At 71.0% G+C, this 15,963-nt stretch carries 15 protein-coding genes and 1 tRNA gene; 8 read left to right on the top strand and 8 right to left on the bottom strand.

Annotation, left to right across the window (positions count from 1 at the left end; translation table 11 throughout):
• Positions 1-78: 78 nt before the first annotated feature.
• From SZ60_RS09415 to SZ60_RS09400, 4 genes are all read right to left on the bottom strand, one after another.
• Positions 79-882 carry an EcsC family protein gene (locus tag SZ60_RS09415; protein WP_231567101.1) on the bottom strand — a complete coding sequence of 268 codons (804 nt, stop codon included), beginning with the start codon at positions 880-882 and terminating at the stop codon, positions 79-81.
• A gap of 9 nt (positions 883-891) precedes the next feature.
• Entirely contained in the window at positions 892-1,653 is a 762-nt protein-coding gene (locus SZ60_RS09410; protein WP_043595419.1) for an ABC transporter ATP-binding protein, read from the bottom strand.
• A complete protein-coding gene (locus tag SZ60_RS09405; protein WP_171007257.1) occupies positions 1,653-2,450 on the bottom strand; it encodes an ABC transporter permease in 798 nt (265 codons plus the stop codon). Before SZ60_RS09405 ends, SZ60_RS09410 begins: the two co-directional genes overlap by 1 nt.
• Positions 2,451-2,511: 61 nt before the next feature.
• Positions 2,512-3,225, bottom strand: a complete 714-nt coding sequence (locus SZ60_RS09400) for an NTP transferase domain-containing protein (RefSeq protein ID WP_043595417.1) — start codon at positions 3,223-3,225, stop codon at positions 2,512-2,514.
• Positions 3,226-3,489: 264 nt separating this feature from the next.
• Between SZ60_RS09400 and SZ60_RS17685 the strand changes: the two genes are divergently transcribed.
• Genes SZ60_RS17685 through SZ60_RS09385 form a run of 3 tightly spaced genes read left to right on the top strand, consistent with a single transcriptional unit; the run spans position 3,490 to position 6,735 of the window.
• Entirely contained in the window at positions 3,490-4,908 is a 1,419-nt protein-coding gene (locus tag SZ60_RS17685) for an ABC transporter ATP-binding protein (RefSeq protein ID WP_231567100.1), read from the top strand.
• Positions 4,884-6,449, top strand: a complete 1,566-nt coding sequence (locus SZ60_RS09390; RefSeq protein WP_043595415.1) for a hypothetical protein — start codon at positions 4,884-4,886, stop codon at positions 6,447-6,449. Before SZ60_RS17685 ends, SZ60_RS09390 begins: the two co-directional genes overlap by 25 nt.
• 25 nt (positions 6,450-6,474) lie before the next feature.
• A complete protein-coding gene (locus tag SZ60_RS09385) occupies positions 6,475-6,735 on the top strand; it encodes a DUF3039 domain-containing protein (RefSeq protein WP_043595414.1) in 261 nt (86 codons plus the stop codon).
• 13 nt (positions 6,736-6,748) lie between these two features.
• Here the strand turns inward: SZ60_RS09385 and SZ60_RS09380 are convergent, their stop codons facing one another.
• Positions 6,749-7,999 carry a nicotinate phosphoribosyltransferase gene (locus tag SZ60_RS09380; protein WP_043595496.1) on the bottom strand — a complete coding sequence of 417 codons (1,251 nt, stop codon included), beginning with the start codon at positions 7,997-7,999 and terminating at the stop codon, positions 6,749-6,751.
• A gap of 105 nt (positions 8,000-8,104) precedes the next feature.
• Here SZ60_RS09380 and murI point away from each other — a divergent pair, with 105 nt between their 5' ends.
• The 3 genes from murI (at position 8,105) to SZ60_RS09365 (ending at position 10,400) form a co-directional block, all read left to right on the top strand.
• Positions 8,105-8,959, top strand: a complete 855-nt coding sequence (gene murI / locus SZ60_RS09375; RefSeq protein ID WP_043595494.1) for a glutamate racemase — start codon at positions 8,105-8,107, stop codon at positions 8,957-8,959.
• 71 nt (positions 8,960-9,030) lie between these two features.
• Positions 9,031-9,777, top strand: coding sequence for a ribonuclease PH (gene rph / locus SZ60_RS09370; RefSeq protein WP_043595412.1), 747 nt, complete (start codon positions 9,031-9,033; stop codon positions 9,775-9,777).
• Entirely contained in the window at positions 9,774-10,400 is a 627-nt protein-coding gene (locus SZ60_RS09365) for a non-canonical purine NTP pyrophosphatase (RefSeq protein WP_043595410.1), read from the top strand. The genes rph and SZ60_RS09365 overlap by 4 nt, the downstream gene beginning before the upstream one ends.
• Before the next feature lie 57 nt (positions 10,401-10,457).
• Here the strand turns inward: SZ60_RS09365 and SZ60_RS09360 are convergent, their stop codons facing one another.
• From SZ60_RS09360 to SZ60_RS09350, 3 genes are all read right to left on the bottom strand, one after another.
• Positions 10,458-11,165 (bottom strand): DedA family protein, encoded by a 708-nt coding sequence (locus SZ60_RS09360; protein WP_043595409.1) that lies wholly within the window; start codon positions 11,163-11,165, stop codon positions 10,458-10,460.
• A 52-nt stretch (positions 11,166-11,217) separates the two neighbouring features.
• Positions 11,218-11,299 (bottom strand) — tRNA-Leu (locus SZ60_RS09355).
• Between the two features lie 55 nt (positions 11,300-11,354).
• Positions 11,355-12,605 carry an MFS transporter gene (locus SZ60_RS09350; protein WP_043595408.1) on the bottom strand — a complete coding sequence of 417 codons (1,251 nt, stop codon included), beginning with the start codon at positions 12,603-12,605 and terminating at the stop codon, positions 11,355-11,357.
• Between the two features lie 39 nt (positions 12,606-12,644).
• Between SZ60_RS09350 and mnmA the strand changes: the two genes are divergently transcribed.
• Positions 12,645-13,775 carry a tRNA 2-thiouridine(34) synthase MnmA gene (mnmA, locus tag SZ60_RS09345; protein ID WP_082060017.1) on the top strand — a complete coding sequence of 377 codons (1,131 nt, stop codon included), beginning with the start codon at positions 12,645-12,647 and terminating at the stop codon, positions 13,773-13,775.
• Positions 13,776-13,786: 11 nt separating this feature from the next.
• On the top strand, positions 13,787-15,963 hold a 2,177-nt coding region (gene ligA / locus SZ60_RS09340; protein WP_043595406.1), incomplete at its 3' end, for an NAD-dependent DNA ligase LigA.

Raw genomic sequence — 15,963 nt, 5'->3', positions numbered from 1 at the left:
CTTGTGGATGACGGCCTCTTGGGGAGGACCCGTCGAAGGGGACGTGACCGACCACGCCGGCCGCCCCCGGCCGGCTGCTCAGAGGGACAGGGCGACCGGGAACTCGGCCGGCGCCGCACCGAACGCCGTGCGGGCCGTCGTGACGACCTTGCGTCCGAGCAGGTGGTTGCCCGTCCCTCCCACGACGGCCCCGATGCCGAACGGGAGGGCCCGCCCGAGGACGGAGGCCCCTTGCGAGGCGGCGAATCGCCGGATGAACTGTTTGCGGATCGTGTCGGTCAGGCCGCTCATGGCCGCCTTCGGCAGTTTGGAGGTCACCAGCTCGCCCCAGAACGCGGTCCGGGCCGGAGCCGTGCCCATGGCCTCGCCGGCGAACTGACGGACGAGGCTGGCACCGGGACCGCCGAGCAGCATCGCCATGACCAGTGCCCGGGCGCGGTCGGGGTCCGAGACGGCGATGCCGTGGACCTCGGTCACGGACTGGGCGAAGAGTGCGCTCGCCTCGAGGAAGCCGGCGGTCTCGACGCCCGAGAGCGCCAGCGACACACCCCAGCCGACACCGGGGATCACCGCGCTGGCCCCGACGGCGGCCCCACCGGTCGTGACCGCGGCGAGGTACTCGCGCTCGAGGATGGTGATGAGCTTCTGTGGTGTCGCCTTCTTGTGACGCCGACGCAGCGTGGCGACGTGCTTGACGACGACCGGACGCTGGACGGCCAACAGCTTGTCGAGACGTCGCACCCAGGCGGCGTCGTCCGACCGGTCGGGCGCCGACGTCTGGTAGTGGTACTCGGTCGAGTTCGCGGCGTCGCGGGCGGCGAGCTGTGCGTCCGTCGTCGAGGCGGCGTGATCGGGGCTGTGGGGCTGACTGCGTTCGGGCACCCCTCGACACTACGCCGAGGGGCGGGGAGGGTGATCGGAGGCGTACCGGGCCAGGGCGTCGTCGAGGGGGCCGTCGAACACCAGGGCACCCTTGTCGAGGTAGAGGCCCCGTCGGCAGAACCGCTTGAGGTCGCGTTCGTTGTGCGACACGAGGAAGAGCGTGCGACCGTCGGCCAGCATCTCGCCGATCCGGGCGTAGCACTTCTCGCGGAAGGCCTTGTCACCCACGGCGAGCACCTCGTCGACCAGCACGACGGGCTCTTCGAGCCGTGAGATGACGGCGAACGCGATGCGGACCTTCATGCCGCTCGAGAGGTGCTTGTACGGGGTGTCGACGAAGTCGCCGATCTCGGCGAAGTCGATGATCTCGTCGAAGCGCTGGTCGATCTCGGGGCGGGTCATGCCGTGCAGGCCGGCGGTCAGGTACACGTTCTCCCGCACCGTCAGGTCGGCGACGAAGCCACCGGTGATCTCGATGAGGGGGGCGACGCCGCCCGACACCTCGACGGTGCCCGTGTCGGGCAGGATCACCTCGGCCACCAGCTTGAGCAGCGTCGACTTGCCCTGGCCGTTGCGTCCCACGACGCCGATGGCCTCGCCCGGTCGGACCTCGAAGCTGACGTCGCGGAGGGCCCAGAACTCGCCCGGTCGCGACCGTCTGCTGCTGTCGGCGAAGAGGTCCTTGAACGATCGCCGCCCGCGCCGGTTGCGGCGGAAGCGGATGCCGACGCCGTCGACGCGGATCACGGGGTGTTGTCCGGTGGTGGACATCAGATCTCCTTCAGCACGGCACGCTCGCTGGCCCGGAAGACGAGCAGCCCGACGCCCAGGACCACGACGCACACGGAACCGCCGACGAGCACCTCGGTGAGGTCGAACTGCTCGGGGAAGAACGCCGACCGGTAGAGGCCGAAGATGCCGCTCAGCGGGTTGAACGCGGCCAGGAGGTGCAGGCTCTCGGGGAGGTCTTGGGTGCCGTAGATGATGGGCGAGGCGTAGAAGGCGAACCGCAGGGCGAGCTTCGTGGCGCGCTCGAGGTCGCGGAAGAACACGACGAGTGGTGCGACGACGAGCCCCACCCCGGCGACGAGTACGGTCTGCATGACCATGGCCAAGGGGAAGAACACAGCCTGCCAGTGCAACTGGGCCCCTCCGACGGCGGCGAACAAGGCCAGGACGGGCAGGCTGAGGGCGAATTCGATGCCTTTGGAACCCACGAGTCGGAACACCCAGATCGTCCGGGGGATCTTGGTCGATCGGACGAGCTTCGCCTCGCGGATGAACGCCCGGGTGCTGTCGGAGACCGCGCCGTTGAACCACATCCAGGGCAGGAGGCCGGAGAGGAGGAAGACGATGTACGGCTCGTCGCCGACCGAGCGCTTGAACACGACCGAGAAGACGAAGAAGTAGATGCCCGACATCACGAGCGGGTCGAGGATCGACCAGAAGTAGCCGAGCTTCGAGGTGGAGTACCGGACCTTGAGGTCGCGACTCGTCAGCAACCAGAGCGTCTGGCGGTATCGCGCGAAGCCGCTGCGACGGGGCCGTTCGGCCAGGTCAGTGCTCACGGACGTCCTTCTCGTTCAGGACATCGCGTAGCGGCACGCGGCCGTCGGGAGACGGCCCGGTTCAGACGAACAGGTTCGCGCGCTCGAGGTCTTCGGCGAAGTCGACCTCGACGGCGTAGAGGTCGGAGATGTCCACGGGCTCAAAGCGTAGCCCGTCCTGGCCGATGGCCAGTTCGATGCCACGCTCGAAGTAGTCCTGGTTGTCGACCTTGGAGAGCTGGTGCATGAGTGTCGCCTTGTCGGACTTCGACACGTAGTTGATGCCCACGGCCTCGCCCAGCCCGCCCTTGACCTGCTTCGACAGCTCGGCGATGTAGCCCTCGGCGTCGGTCGTGTACTTCACCTCTTCGTCGGACACCTTAGAGGTGTTGACGGTGACGAACGACTGGTCGTCGCGAACGAGGCGGGCCGCACGGGTGAGGGCCGTCGGGTCGAAGACGACGTCGCCGTTCATCCACAGCACGCCGCCGGAGGCGCTGGCCCGCAGGGCGCGGAGCAGGCTCTTCGACGTGTTGGTCTGGTCGTACATCTCGTTGTAGACGAACGAGGCGGACGGGAAGGCCTCGACGATGTGCTCGAACTTGTAGCCGACGACGACGGTCACCCGGGCGTCGGGCCCGAAGGCGTCGCGGATGTTGTCGAACTGCTGCTGCATGATGGTGCGGCCGTCGTGGAGCTCGGTCAAGGCCTTGGGCAGCGAGCGGCCGAGACGGCTGCCGAGCCCGGCGGCCAGGATGACGATCTGCTGGCGGTGGTTCGTGTCGTTCTTGCTCACGCTGGTCTCCTCACAAGGGGCGAGCCCGTGCGGGACGGGCTCTGCGGTGGCCCCGGCGGTGCGGACCGGACCCGTCTCTGGGTGCGATTCGCCTCGTGTTCGAGCGGTGTTCACCGCGGAGCATCGATCTGGACACGTCGTCGTGCCGTTGAAGACTACCCGATCAGGCCAGGAGCAGCCAGGGAACGGCCCCGAAGCGTGTCCCTTTCGTGATATGCGCCTCCCGTCGTCCGGTCGGCGTCGTGGCCTTGGTACGGTGGGGCGATGGCTGGACGGCGCGAGGACGAAGTGGGTGACATCGCCCCCGACTCGACGCCGGGTGACGACACGGTCGGAGCGGTGGGCGCATCCGACCAGGGGGAGAACACAGTGGACGACGACGCGACGACCGCGGGGGACGTGGCCGAGGGGACGGCCGCCACGACCGAGGCCACGACGCCCCGCGTGCCGGTGACGAAACCGTCGACGGCTCGCAAGCCCTCGGCGCCCCGGAAGCCCTCCTCGCCTCGCAAGCCCTCTCAGCGCACCGCCGCCGATCGGTCGGCGGCGGCCAAGAAGGCGGCAGCGACCCGCGCCGCGAACGCGCGCGCCCGGGCCGAGGCGGCGGCGAGGGCCGCAGAAGAAGAGGTCGTCGCCGAACTGGCCGACGCAGGAGTCACGACGGAGGGCACAGTCGTCGTCCGCGTCTCGGCCGACGACTACTTCGGTGATGCCCTGACCTCCGAAGAGGAGTCGGCCGCCGCCCTCGACGACGCGCTCGCCGGCGACTCTCCGTCGACCGCCCCGGACGACGACGACACGACCACCACCGACGAGACCGTCGGCGATCTCTCCGAGGCCGAGGACGGCGTCGCCGTCGAGACCGAACGGACCTCCGCCGACGAGGGCTCGGTGCGAGCGGCGCGCGAGGTCGACGCCGAGGCCCCCGTGGTGCTCGCGATCTCGGGGCTCATGAAGCGCTACGGCGGCACGGTCGCGGTGGAGAACGTCGACCTCGAGGTCCGAGCCGGGTCGTTCTACGGAATCGTCGGTCCGAACGGGGCCGGCAAGACGACCACCTTGTCGATCGTGACCGGTCTGCTGCGACCCGACGCCGGCACGGTGACCGTCCTCGGGGCCGACGTCTGGCGCGACCCGGCCGCGGCGAAGCGGTCGCTCGGTGTCCTCCCCGACCGTCTGCGACTCTTCGACCGGCTGACCGGTGCGCAGCTCCTCTACTACTCGGCGACCCTCCGCGGGCTCGACGGCGTCACGGCACGCAAGCGCTCCTCCGACCTCGCCACCGCGTTCGGCCTTCACGACGCGCTCGGCCGTCTCGTCAGCGACTACTCCGTGGGCATGACGAAGAAGATCGCCCTGGCCGCCGCGATCATCCACTCGCCCCGGGTCCTCGTGCTCGACGAGCCGTTCGAGTCGGTCGACCCCGTGTCGGCCGCCACCGTGACGGACGTCCTGCAGCGCTACGTGGCCGGGGGTGGGACGGTGTTGCTGTCGAGTCACAGCATGGACCTCGTCGAGCGCATCTGCGACAGCGTCGCGGTGATCGTCGACGGTCACGTCCTCGCCAGCGGCACGGTCGACGAGGTCCGGGCCGGACGCTCTCTCGAGCAGCGGTTCGTCGAGCTCGCCGGCGGGCGCGCGGTCACGGAGGGCATGGAATGGTTGCAGAACTTCTCCGACTGAGGCTCCAGACGATCGGCAACACGGTCCGCTTCGGCCCGCGCCGCCTGACCGTCGCCGTGGCTTCCGTGCTCGCCGTCCTCATCGTCACGATCGCCGTCGCGAGCCTCGTGAGCGGCCTGCGCGACGCGCCCCTCGACGACGTCCGCGCCCTCGCGGTCGGTGGGGGCTCCCTGCTGCTGGTCGGCTTCGCCGTCGTCCCCTTCGCGACCGTCCGTCCCGCCTGGAGCGACCCCCGCCGTCTCGCCGTCCTCGGCGTGTCCGAGGGAGGGGCAGCGGTCGGCCTCGCGCTCGGTGCCGCGATCGGCCTGCCCACGCTGGCCCTGCTGGTCCTCTCGACCGGGTACGTCCGTGCCTGGGGCGAGGGCACCGGCGTCGCGGCGATCGCCGTCGTCGGCGCCCTCGTCGCCGGCGTCACGGCGCTGTTGCTGGCCCTCGTGGCCTCGACGCTGAACAGTGTCGTGCTGACGTCCCGTCGCGGTCGCGAGCTCGCGCTCGTCGGGGCCGTGCTCGTCGTCCTGCTGGCCGTACCCGTGATCGTCGACCTCGTCCGCCTCTCGTTGCCCGGCCGCTCGGGCACCGGCGTCGTCGCGGACGCCCTCGCCTGGACGCCCTTCGGGGCCGCGCTCGCGCTTCCCGGCCACGTCGCCGCGGGCCAGACGGGTCGCGTCGTGGCCGACGTCGCCATCGCCGTCGTCTCGCTCGTGGCCCTCTGGCTCGCCTGGCGGGCACTCGTCGCTCGCGCGTTCGTCGACCGGCCCGAACCCGAAGAGGTCGACGACGGCGACGGCCTCGGCTGGTTCGAGTACGTCCGGGCCTCGCCGACCGGTGCCGTCGCCGGCCGCAGCCTCACCTACTGGATGCGCGACGCGCGCTACCGCATGTCGCTCGTCATCATCCCGTTCCTGCCTCTGCTCGTCGTCCCCCTCGGCATCGCGGGCGTCAGTTGGAACTGGCTGGCGCTCGTCCCGGTGCCGATCATGTGCCTCATCCTGGGGTTCCTGCCGCACAACGACGTGGCCTACGACAGCACGGCCCTCTGGATGCACGTGGCGTCCGACACGCGGGGCCTGGCGGACCGCGTGGGGCGACTCGCGCCTCCACTGCTGATCGGCGTCCCTCTCGTCGTGCTGGGCTCGGTCGTCGCGACCTGGCTGTTCGGCGACTGGCAGGCGCTGCCGTCCGAGCTGGGGGTGAGCGCCGGCTTCCTGCTCAGCGGCCTCGGCCTGTCGAGCCTGGTGTCGGCCCTCATGCCCTACGCCACGGTCCGTCCGCACGACGACCCGTTCCAGCAGCCGCAGTCGAACGGCGCCACCGCGGCCTGGGCGCAGACCGTCATGATCGGGGGAGCGGTCCTCGCGACGGCACCCGCGCTCTGGTTCGCCGGTCGCGGATTGATCACGGGCTACCCGGCGGGTGGCACCTGGGCGCTGGCGCTCGGTGTCGGAGTGGGACTCATCGTGTTGGTCGCGGGTGTGGCCCTCGGCGCCCGGGTCTTCTCGCGGCGAGCGCCCGAGCTCCTGGCGTTCGCCCTCCGCAGCTGAGTCGAGGTCGACGTACGATGTCTGCATGACTGACACGCAGACGGGCGGCGGCCTCGACGTCATGGACCGCGAGCTCGAGAAGCTCCTGAACGACGAGGCGATCGACCCGGGCGACCACGAGCGCTTCTCGCACTACGTGAAGAAGGACAAGATCATGGAGTCCGCGCTGAGCGGCAAGCCCGTCAAGGCGCTCTGTGGCAAGAAGTGGACGCCTGGTCGCGATCCCGAGAAGTTCCCGGTGTGCCCGACCTGCAAAGAGATCTACGAGAAGATGACGTCCGAGTGAAGCCGGCGCCGGGTCAGGCGTAGACGGTCGGGACGACCGGCTCGCCACGGCCCAGCCTCAGCGCCTGGTCGGGCAGCTCGGCCACGGCCGCGGCTCGGTGGAGGCGCGCGCGGGCCACGCCCTCGGCTCCCGTGTGACGGGTGTCGATTTCTCCTGCCACCACGAGCGGCACGTGCAGCGGGCGCTCCCCGGCCGCGACCTCGGACGATCCGACGCGGATGAGCTCGCGGGTGGCGACCCCGTCGACGATCACGCGCACGGGGGACTTCCGTCCACCGACGGTGGCCTTGTCGGCCGACTTCTTCGCCACCGAGACCCAGGCGCCGTCGTCCCCGCGACGCGCGACCAGCTTGAAGACCATGCCGGCGGCCGGGTGGCCCGAGCCCGAGACGACCGACGTGCCCACGCCGAAGGAGTCGACCGGGGCCGCGCGCAGAGCGGCGATCGTGTACTCGTCGAGGTCGTTCGTGACGGTGATCTTCGCCCCCGTCGCGCCGAGCTCGTCGAGCTGGGTGCGGACCTGTCCCACCAGTGACGGCAGGTCGCCGCTGTCGATGCGCACCGCTCCGAGCCCCGGCCCGGCCACCCGGACGGCCGTGGCCACCGCCTCGGGGATGTCGTAGGTGTCGACGAGCAGGGTGGTACCCGGCCCCAGCGTGTCGACCTGGGCGCGGAAGGCGTCCTCCTCGGTGTCGTGCAGGAGCGTGAACGCGTGGGCCGCGGTGCCCATCGTCGGAACGCCCCACGACCGTCCGGCCTCGAGGTTGCTCGTGGCGCCGAAGCCCGCGATGTACGCGGCCCGGGCCGCGGCCACGGCGCTGCGTTCGCCCGTGCGACGTGAACCCATCTCGGCGAGGGGGCGCCCGTCGGCGGCCGAGACCATGCGCGCCGCCGCGCTGGCCACCGCCGAGTCGTAGTTGAAGACGCTCAGCGCCAGGGTCTCGAGCAGCACGGCCTCGGCGAACGTCGACTCGATGACCAGCAGCGGTGACCCGGGCAGGTACACCTCGCCCTCGGCGTAGCCCCAGATGTCGCCCGAGAACCGGTAGTCGGCCAGCCAGTCGGCCGTCGTGGCGTCCACGACGCCCGCCTCGCGGAGCCAAGCCACCTCGTCGTCGCCGAACCGGAAGTCGGACAGGAGTTCGAGGAACCGACCGGTGCCCGCGACGATGCCGTAGCGCCGTCCCTCGGGCAGGCGTCGGGCGAACACCTCGAAGACGCTGTCCCGGTGGGCCGTGCCCGCCTTGAGGGCGGCCTCCACCATGGTGAGCTCGTACCGGTCGGTCAACAGCGCGCTGGTCACCCCGCCAGCCTAGGCTCGCCCGGTCGTCCCGGGGGGCGCGGCTCGCGACGGGTAGGCTTCGTGGTCGTGACGGACGCACCCATCGGAGTCTTCGACAGCGGCGTCGGCGGCCTGACCGTGTCGCGGGCGATCATCGACCAGCTGCCCCACGAGTCCATCCGGTACGTGGGCGACACGGCCCACTCGCCGTACGGACCGAAGCCCATCGCCCGGGTGCGCGAGTACGCCCTCGCCGTGATGGACGACCTCGTCGCCCAGGGCGTCAAGCTCCTGGTCATCGCCTGCAACACCGCGTCGTCCGCCGTGCTGCGCGACGCCCGCGAGCGGTACACGATCGGCGCCGGCATCCCCGTGGTCGAGGTGATCCAGCCGGCCGTGCGCGCCGCCGTGCAGCAGACGCGCAACGGCCGCATCGGCGTCATCGGGACCGAGGGCACGATCAACTCGCGGGCCTACGAGGACGCCTTCGCCGCCGCCGCGGGCCTCGAGTTGTTCACGCAGGCCTGCCCGCGCTTCGTGGAGTTCGTCGAGGCGGGCGACACGTCGAGCCCCGAGCTGCGGGGCGTCGCCGAGGGCTACCTCGCCCCGCTGCGCGACGCCGGCATCGACACCCTCGTCCTGGGCTGCACCCACTACCCCCTCATGTCGGCGGCCGTGCAGTACGTCGTGGGCCCCGACGTCCGGCTCGTGTCCAGCGCGGAAGAGACGGCGGCCGACGTCTACCGCACGCTCGTCCAGCACGGGCTCGAGCGCACCGACCGCGGCGAGCCACACCACGAATTCGAGGCCACCGGGCCCGACGAGAAGGCGTTCCTGCGCCTGGCCCGGCGGTTCCTGGGGCCCGAGGTCTCGCGCGTCGGTCACCTCGAGACGGGGGCGATCGAGTTGCCCACGAACCTCCGCACCGTCGAGCGGACCTGACCCGCGCCTCCTGCGTCCCTCGGGGTCGACGACCCCGACGCCACCGTCCACCACCGCCGAGAGAAGGCATCATGACCGACACCACGAGCACGACCGTCCGCGCCGACGGGCGCAGCACCACCGATCTGCGACCCGTCACCATCGAGACCGGGTGGAGCGCCCACGCCGAGGGCAGCGCCCTCATCACGTTCGGCGGCACCAAGGTGCTCTGCACCGCGTCCTTCACGAACGGCGTGCCCCGCTGGCTGACGGGCAAGGGCAAGGGCTGGGTCACCGCCGAGTACGCGATGCTGCCCCGGGCCACCAACTCGCGCAACGACCGCGAGAGCGTCAAGGGCAAGATCGGTGGACGCACGCACGAGATCTCGCGCCTGATCGGCCGCAGCCTCCGGGCCGTGGTCGACACCAAGGCGCTCGGCGAGAACACGATCGTGCTCGACTGCGACGTCCTGCAGGCCGACGGCGGCACCCGGACCGCCGCGATCACGGGTGCCTACGTCGCCCTGGCCCAGGCGATCGAGTGGGGCCGCGAGAAGAAGTTCGTGGGGCAGAAGGCCACGCCGCTGACCGACAGCGTCTCGGCGGTCTCGGTCGGCATCATCGACGGCGAGCCCATGCTCGACCTCGCCTACGTCGAGGACGTCCGGGCCGAGACCGACATGAACGTCGTCGTCACGGGCAGCGGGTCGTTCGTCGAGGTGCAGGGCACGGCCGAGGGAGCGCCGTTCGACCGGCGCGAGCTCGACTCCCTCCTCGACCTCGCCGTCGCCGGCGCCGTCGACCTGAGCCGCTTCCAACGCGAGGCCCTCGGCCGATGACCCGCGTCGTCATCGCCACGCACAACCAGGGCAAGGTGGCCGAGCTGCGGCTGCTGCTCGCCGAGACGGCGCCGGGCGTCGAGCTGGTCGCCTACGACGGCCCCGAGCCGGTCGAGGACGGTGACACGTTCGCCGCCAACGCCCTGATCAAGGCGCGTGCGGCAGCACGTCACACCGGGCTTCCCGCGCTCGCCGACGACAGCGGCATCTCGGCGGCGGCCCTCGGCGGGGCTCCCGGCATCCACTCGGCACGCTACGCCGGCACCCGCGACGCGGACGACAACATCGACAAGTTGCTGACCGAGCTCGACGGTGCCGACGACCGCTCGGCGTGGTTCTCGTGCGCCGCCGCCCTCGTCGTGCCGAGCCCCGCCGGTACCGGGGGCCCCGACGGGCCGCCCGAGGCGAGCGAGTGGGTCGAGCACGTCGAGTACGGCGAGTGGCACGGCGAGGTGCTGGAGGCGCGGGTCGGCTCGAACGGGCACGGTTACGACCCCGTCTTCCGCCCCGAGGGCGAGAGCCGCAGCGCGGCCGAGCTCACCGCGGACGAGAAGAACGCCGTCAGCCACCGCGCCCGGGCGTTCCGGGCGATCGCACCCCGGGTGGCCGCGCTGGCGGACTGAGCCGCGCGCGCCTCCTCGGGGTGGTGCGGTCGGCAGCCGCCCACGTGCCCGCGGTGCTCAGGCGTCGTGCGGCGCGGACGACACCTGAGGCGTCTCGACCTCGCCCGAGGCCTCGGCCTTCTTGGCCTGGTGCACCCCGTGGAAGTAATGGATGGCGATGGGGATCACCGTGGCCAGCACGGCCCCGAGCAGGATCAGGTCGATGTACGAGCTGACGAAGTCCGCGACGGGTGGGATGTGCCCGATGCCGAAGCCCGCCAGCGTGATGCCCATGCCCCAGACGACGGCGCCGATCGCGTTGAAGAGCGAGTAGCGCCGGTAGCTCATGTGGCCGACGCCGGCCATGATGGGCGCGAAGGTCCGGATCACCGGGACGAACCGGGCGATGATGACGGCCATCGGGCCGAACCGCTCGAAGAAGGCGTTCGTGCGGTTGACGTTGGCGACGCTGAACAGGCCGCTCTCTTTCCGCTCGAAGATGCGCGGGCCGACCTTGTGGCCGATCAGGTAGCCGAGCTCGCCACCGGCGAACGCGGCGATGCTGATGAAGATCGCGATGAGCCAGATCGGCAGGCCGAGGGCCCCGGGGTTGGTCGCGGCGAGGATGCCCGTGATGATCAGCAACGTGTCGCCCGGGAACAGGAACCCGACGAGCAGGCCCGTCTCGGCGAAGACGAGCAGGCAGACGCCGAGCACGGCCCACGGGCCGAAGGACGTGAGCAGGTACTCGGGGTTGAGCCAGGGGATGGAGACGAGGGGCAGCATCGGGTGTTCTCCGGTCGTGGTCGCCGGCGTTCCCGGGGCCTCAGATGGGTCGTGCGGGAGAAGGGACTTGAACCCTCACGCTCGAAAGCACAGGAACCTAAATCCTGCGTGTCTGCCAATTCCACCACTCCCGCGGCAGACCGAGTGTACCGACGACGGCCTCGGGCCGGAACGGCGGACGAGGAGGTGCTAGCGCTTCGAGCGGGGCACGTGCGGTGAGTACCGGGGCACGTAGCGCACGAGGATCGCTGCGCCCACGAGACCGAGCACACCCATCACCCCGCTGGCCAGCGAGATCGACACGACGGCGGTCACCCCGGAGATGACAAGCGGAGCGGCCGCGCTGCCGGCGTCCCCGGTGAAGCGCCAGGCGCCGAGGAAGGGCGCGGGGTCGCCCTTGTCGGCCAGGTCGGCGCCGAGCGTCATGAGGATGCCGCTGCCCACGCCGTTGGCCAGGGACATCAGGATCGCGACGGTGACGAACCAGCCGACGTTCGCGTCGAGGTCGTGCGTGACCGACAGCGCGAGGTACGAGAGGCCAAGGCCGACCATGCAGGGGACGGCGCTCCACAGGCGCCCGAAGCGGTCCATGATCTGGCCGCTCGTGTAGAACAACGCGAAGTCCACGGCGCCGGCGATGCCGATGATGATCGCGGTCTCGGACGCCCCGAGGCCGATGCTGACGGCCCAGAGCGGCAACATGACCTGGCGGCCCGAGCGCATGGCGCCGATCAGGGCCGCGCCGCTGCCGAGCTTCAGCAGCACGCCGCGGTGACGCCAGAGGGTGCCGAAGAGCCCCTGGGCCTCCCTCGCGACGAGGTCGGCGCCGTCCTCGGTGCCGCGACCCGGCCGGACGCCGAAGGCCGCCGACGGGTCACGCAGGACGAGCAGCGCGACGGCCGCACCGAGGCAGCCGACGATGTGCACGACGAACGCCGACTGGACGGACCCGGTCAGCTCGATGACCCCGGCCGACAGGAACGGGCCGACGAAGTAGCCGAGCCGGAAGACCCCGCCGAGGCTCGACAGAGCCCGGGCGCGGATCTCGACGGGCACGAAGCTCGTCATGAAGGCGTGTCGAGCGAGGGCGAAGACCGCGGTCGCGAGGCCGATGACCAGCACGCCGACGGCGAGGACGATCTCGTTCGGCGCCAGCAGGCAGGTGACGAGACCGCCGATGCTGACGAGCGAGGCGCCGATCATCGAGGTGCGCTCGCCGATGCGACTGACGAGCCATCCGCTCGGGATGTCGCCGATCAGCTCGCCGACGAGGATGAGCGCGGCGACGAAGCCGGCGAAGGGGAGCGAGGCGTCGAGCTCGCTCGCCACCACGGGGATGATCGGGATGATGGCCCCCTCGCCGATGGCGAAGAGCGCCGCGGGCAGGAACGCCGCGAGGGCCACCGACCGCATGCTGAAGGCGGGGGAGGAGGAAGACATGTCGTCCGCCACCCTAGGCCCGCTGCGTACACTTGTCGGATGAAGGTCTTGGCAGCGATGAGTGGTGGAGTCGACTCGGCGGTCGCCGCGGCGAGGGCGGTCGAGGCCGGCCACGACGTGGTGGGGGTGCATCTGGCGCTCAGCCGCATGCCCGGCACGCTGCGGACGGGCAGCCGGGGTTGCTGCACCATCGAGGACTCGATGGACGCCCAGCGCGCCGCCAACAAGATCGGCATCCCCTACTACGTGTGGGACTTCTCCGAGCGCTTCAAGCTCGACGTCGTCGACGACTTCGTCGCCGAGTACACCGCGGGTCGCACTCCCAACCCCTGCATGCGCTGCAACGAGCGCATCAAGTTCGCCGCCCTGCTCGAGAAGGCGCTCGCGCTCGGCTTCGACGCGGTCTGCACGGGGCACTACGCGACGATCCTCACCGACGACCGGGGCAATCGCGAGCTGCACCGCGCCTCCGCCTGGGCGAAGGACCAGTCGTACGTCCTGGGCGTGCTCACCGCCGAGCAGCTCGCGCACTCGATGTTCCCGCTCGGGGCGACGCCCTCCAAGGCCGAGGTGCGGGCCGAGGCGGCCGAACGCGGCTTCAGCGTGGCGTCGAAGCCCGACAGCCACGACATCTGCTTCATCCCCGACGGCGACACCCGCGGGTGGCTCGCCGAGCGCGTCGGTGCCGAGTCGGGCGAGATCCTCGACCGCAGCGGCGCCGTGGTCGGCTCGCACGAGGGCGCGCACGCCTTCACTGTCGGTCAGCGCAAGGGCCTCAACATCGGGTTCCCCTCGGACGACGGCAAACCTCGCTTCGTGCTCGAGGTGCGGCCCGTCGACAACACGGTCGTCGTCGGACCGAAAGAGGCTCTCGACATCGCCGAGATCGCCGGCGGCTCGTACACGTGGGCCGGGCTCGCCCCGGTCGACCCGACGGTCGCGTTCGACTGCGACGTGCAGATCCGTGCCCACGCCGACCCGGTTCCCGCCGTCGCGCGGGTGTCGGTGGTCGAGGGTAAGAAAGAACTCGTGATCACACCTCGCGAACCCCTCAACGGCGTCGCCCCCGGGCAGACCGCCGTCGTCTACGTCGGCACCCGCGTCCTCGGGCAGTGCACGATCGACCGCACGGTCAGCGCCGTTCCGGTCCCCGCTGCCGCCACCGCCTGAGGCGACCGACGATGAGCGAGACCGGCACCGACGCCGCCTCCGGGTCGGCGGTCGAGACGGACGGCGTCCCCGACGACCTGTCCCGGGCGCGAGACGAGGCAGAACGGCTGACGACCCGCATCCTCGAGCTGCGGGACCAGTACTACGAGGGCAACGGCTCGACCGTCGCCGATGCCGACTACGACGGGCTCGTGCGACGCCTCGACGCCCTCGAGCGGGTGCACCCCGAGCTGCAGAAGCCCGACAGTCCCACGCAGACGGTCGGCGGCCGGGCCGAGACCACCCAGTTCGCACCCGTCGAACACGCCGAGCGCATGCTCAGCCTCGACAACGTGTTCAGCGACGACGAGTTGGCCGAGTGGGCCGGCAAGGTGCAGCGCGACGCCGGCGCCGAGCGCGTGCGGTTCCTCACCGAGCTGAAGATCGACGGCCTGGCGATCAACCTGCGCTACGAAGACGGAGTGCTCGTCACCGCCGCCACGCGCGGCGACGGCGTCGTCGGCGAAGACGTGACCGGCAACGTGCTCGCGATGGGCACCATCCCCGAGCGCCTCGAGGGCACCGGCCACCCCCCGCTCGTCGAGGTGCGGGGCGAGATCTTCTTCCCGGTCAGCGAGTTCGACGAGCTCAACGCGCAGCAGCGTGAGGCCGGCGAACGCGTCTTCGCGAACCCCCGCAACGCCGCCGCCGGCTCGCTGCGTCAGAAAGAAGAGGGCAAGAGCCCCGAGAAGCGCGAGTTGATGCACGCGCGCCTCCGTCGCCTGCGCATGCTCGTGCACGGGATCGGTGCCTGGCCGGTGCGCGAACTCGAACGCGCGACCGAGGTGCGGTCGCAGTCCGAGGTCTACGACCTGCTGGGCGGGTGGGGGCTGCCCATCTCGACCCACTACCGCGTCTTCGACACGGTCGCCGAGGTCGAGGCGTTCATCCACGACTACGGCGTACGCCGCTCGTCGGTCGAGCACCAGATCGACGGCATCGTCGTCAAGGTCGACGACCTCGCCCTGCACGACGAGCTCGGGGCGACGAGCCGGGCCCCGCGCTGGGCGACGGCGTTCAAGTACCCGCCCGAAGAGGTCAACACGAGGCTGCTCGACATCGTCGTCAGCGTCGGACGCACGGGGCGGGCCACGCCGTTCGCCGTGATGGAGAAGGTCGAGGTCGCCGGCAGCGAGGTCCGTCAGGCGACCCTGCACAACCAGCAGGTGGTCAAGGCCAAGGGCGTGCTGATCGGCGACACCGTCGTGTTGCGCAAGGCGGGCGACGTCATCCCCGAGGTGCTCGGCCCGGTCATCGAACTGCGCGACGGTGCCGAACGCGAGTTCGTCATGCCCGTCGACTGCCCCGAGTGCGGCACCCCGCTCAAGCCCGCGAAAGAGGGCGACATCGACCTCCGCTGCCCCAACGCCGAGAGCTGCCCGGCGCAGGTGCGCGGTCGCGTCGAGCACATCGCTTCCCGTGGCTCGCTCGACGTCGAAGGCCTCGGCGAGGTCGCCGCCGCCGCGCTGACGCAGCCCGTCGAGCCGGCCACGCCGCCGCTCCGAACCGAGGCGGGCCTGTTCAGCCTGACGATGGCCGACATCTTCCCCGTACGGGTCGTCGTGCGTGATGCCGAGACCGGCATGCAGAAGCTCGAGGCCGACGGCCAGCCGAAACTCGTCACCCCGTTCCGGCGCAAGCGCGCCAAGCGCGACGGCACGTACGACCCCACGGCGGGCGAGTTCTCGGGCGACGAGACCTCGGTGCCGTCCAAGACGGCGATCGAGATGCTCGCCAACCTCGAGAAGGCGAAGACCAGCCCCCTGTGGCGCATCCTGGTCGGTCTCAGCATCCGGCACGTCGGACCGGTCGCAGCTCGCGCCCTCGCGAACCACTTCGGCTCGCTCGACGCCATCCGGGCGGCTTCACGCGACGAGCTCGCGGCGGTCGACGGCGTGGGCGGCATCATCGCCGACGCGCTGCTGGCCTGGTTCGACGTCGACTGGCACACCGAGATCATCGATCGGTGGGCGGCCGCGGGCGTGCAGTTCACGACTCCGGGTCACCCCGGCCCGGGAGCGGCCGAGGCAGCAGGGGGAGTGCTCGCCGGGGTGACCGTCGTGGCGACCGGCAGCCTCGAGGGCTTCACCCGCGAGGGCGCTCTCGAGGCCATCGTCGAGGCGGGGGGCAAGGCCGCCGGCAGCGTCAG

Origin of the sequence: Frigoribacterium sp. MEB024 (assembly GCF_000878135.1) — a bacterium.
Taxonomy (GTDB): Bacteria; Actinomycetota; Actinomycetes; order Actinomycetales; family Microbacteriaceae; genus Frigoribacterium.
The sequence above is the reverse complement of the archived record's forward strand: the minus strand, read 5'-3'. Positions and strand labels throughout refer to the sequence as shown.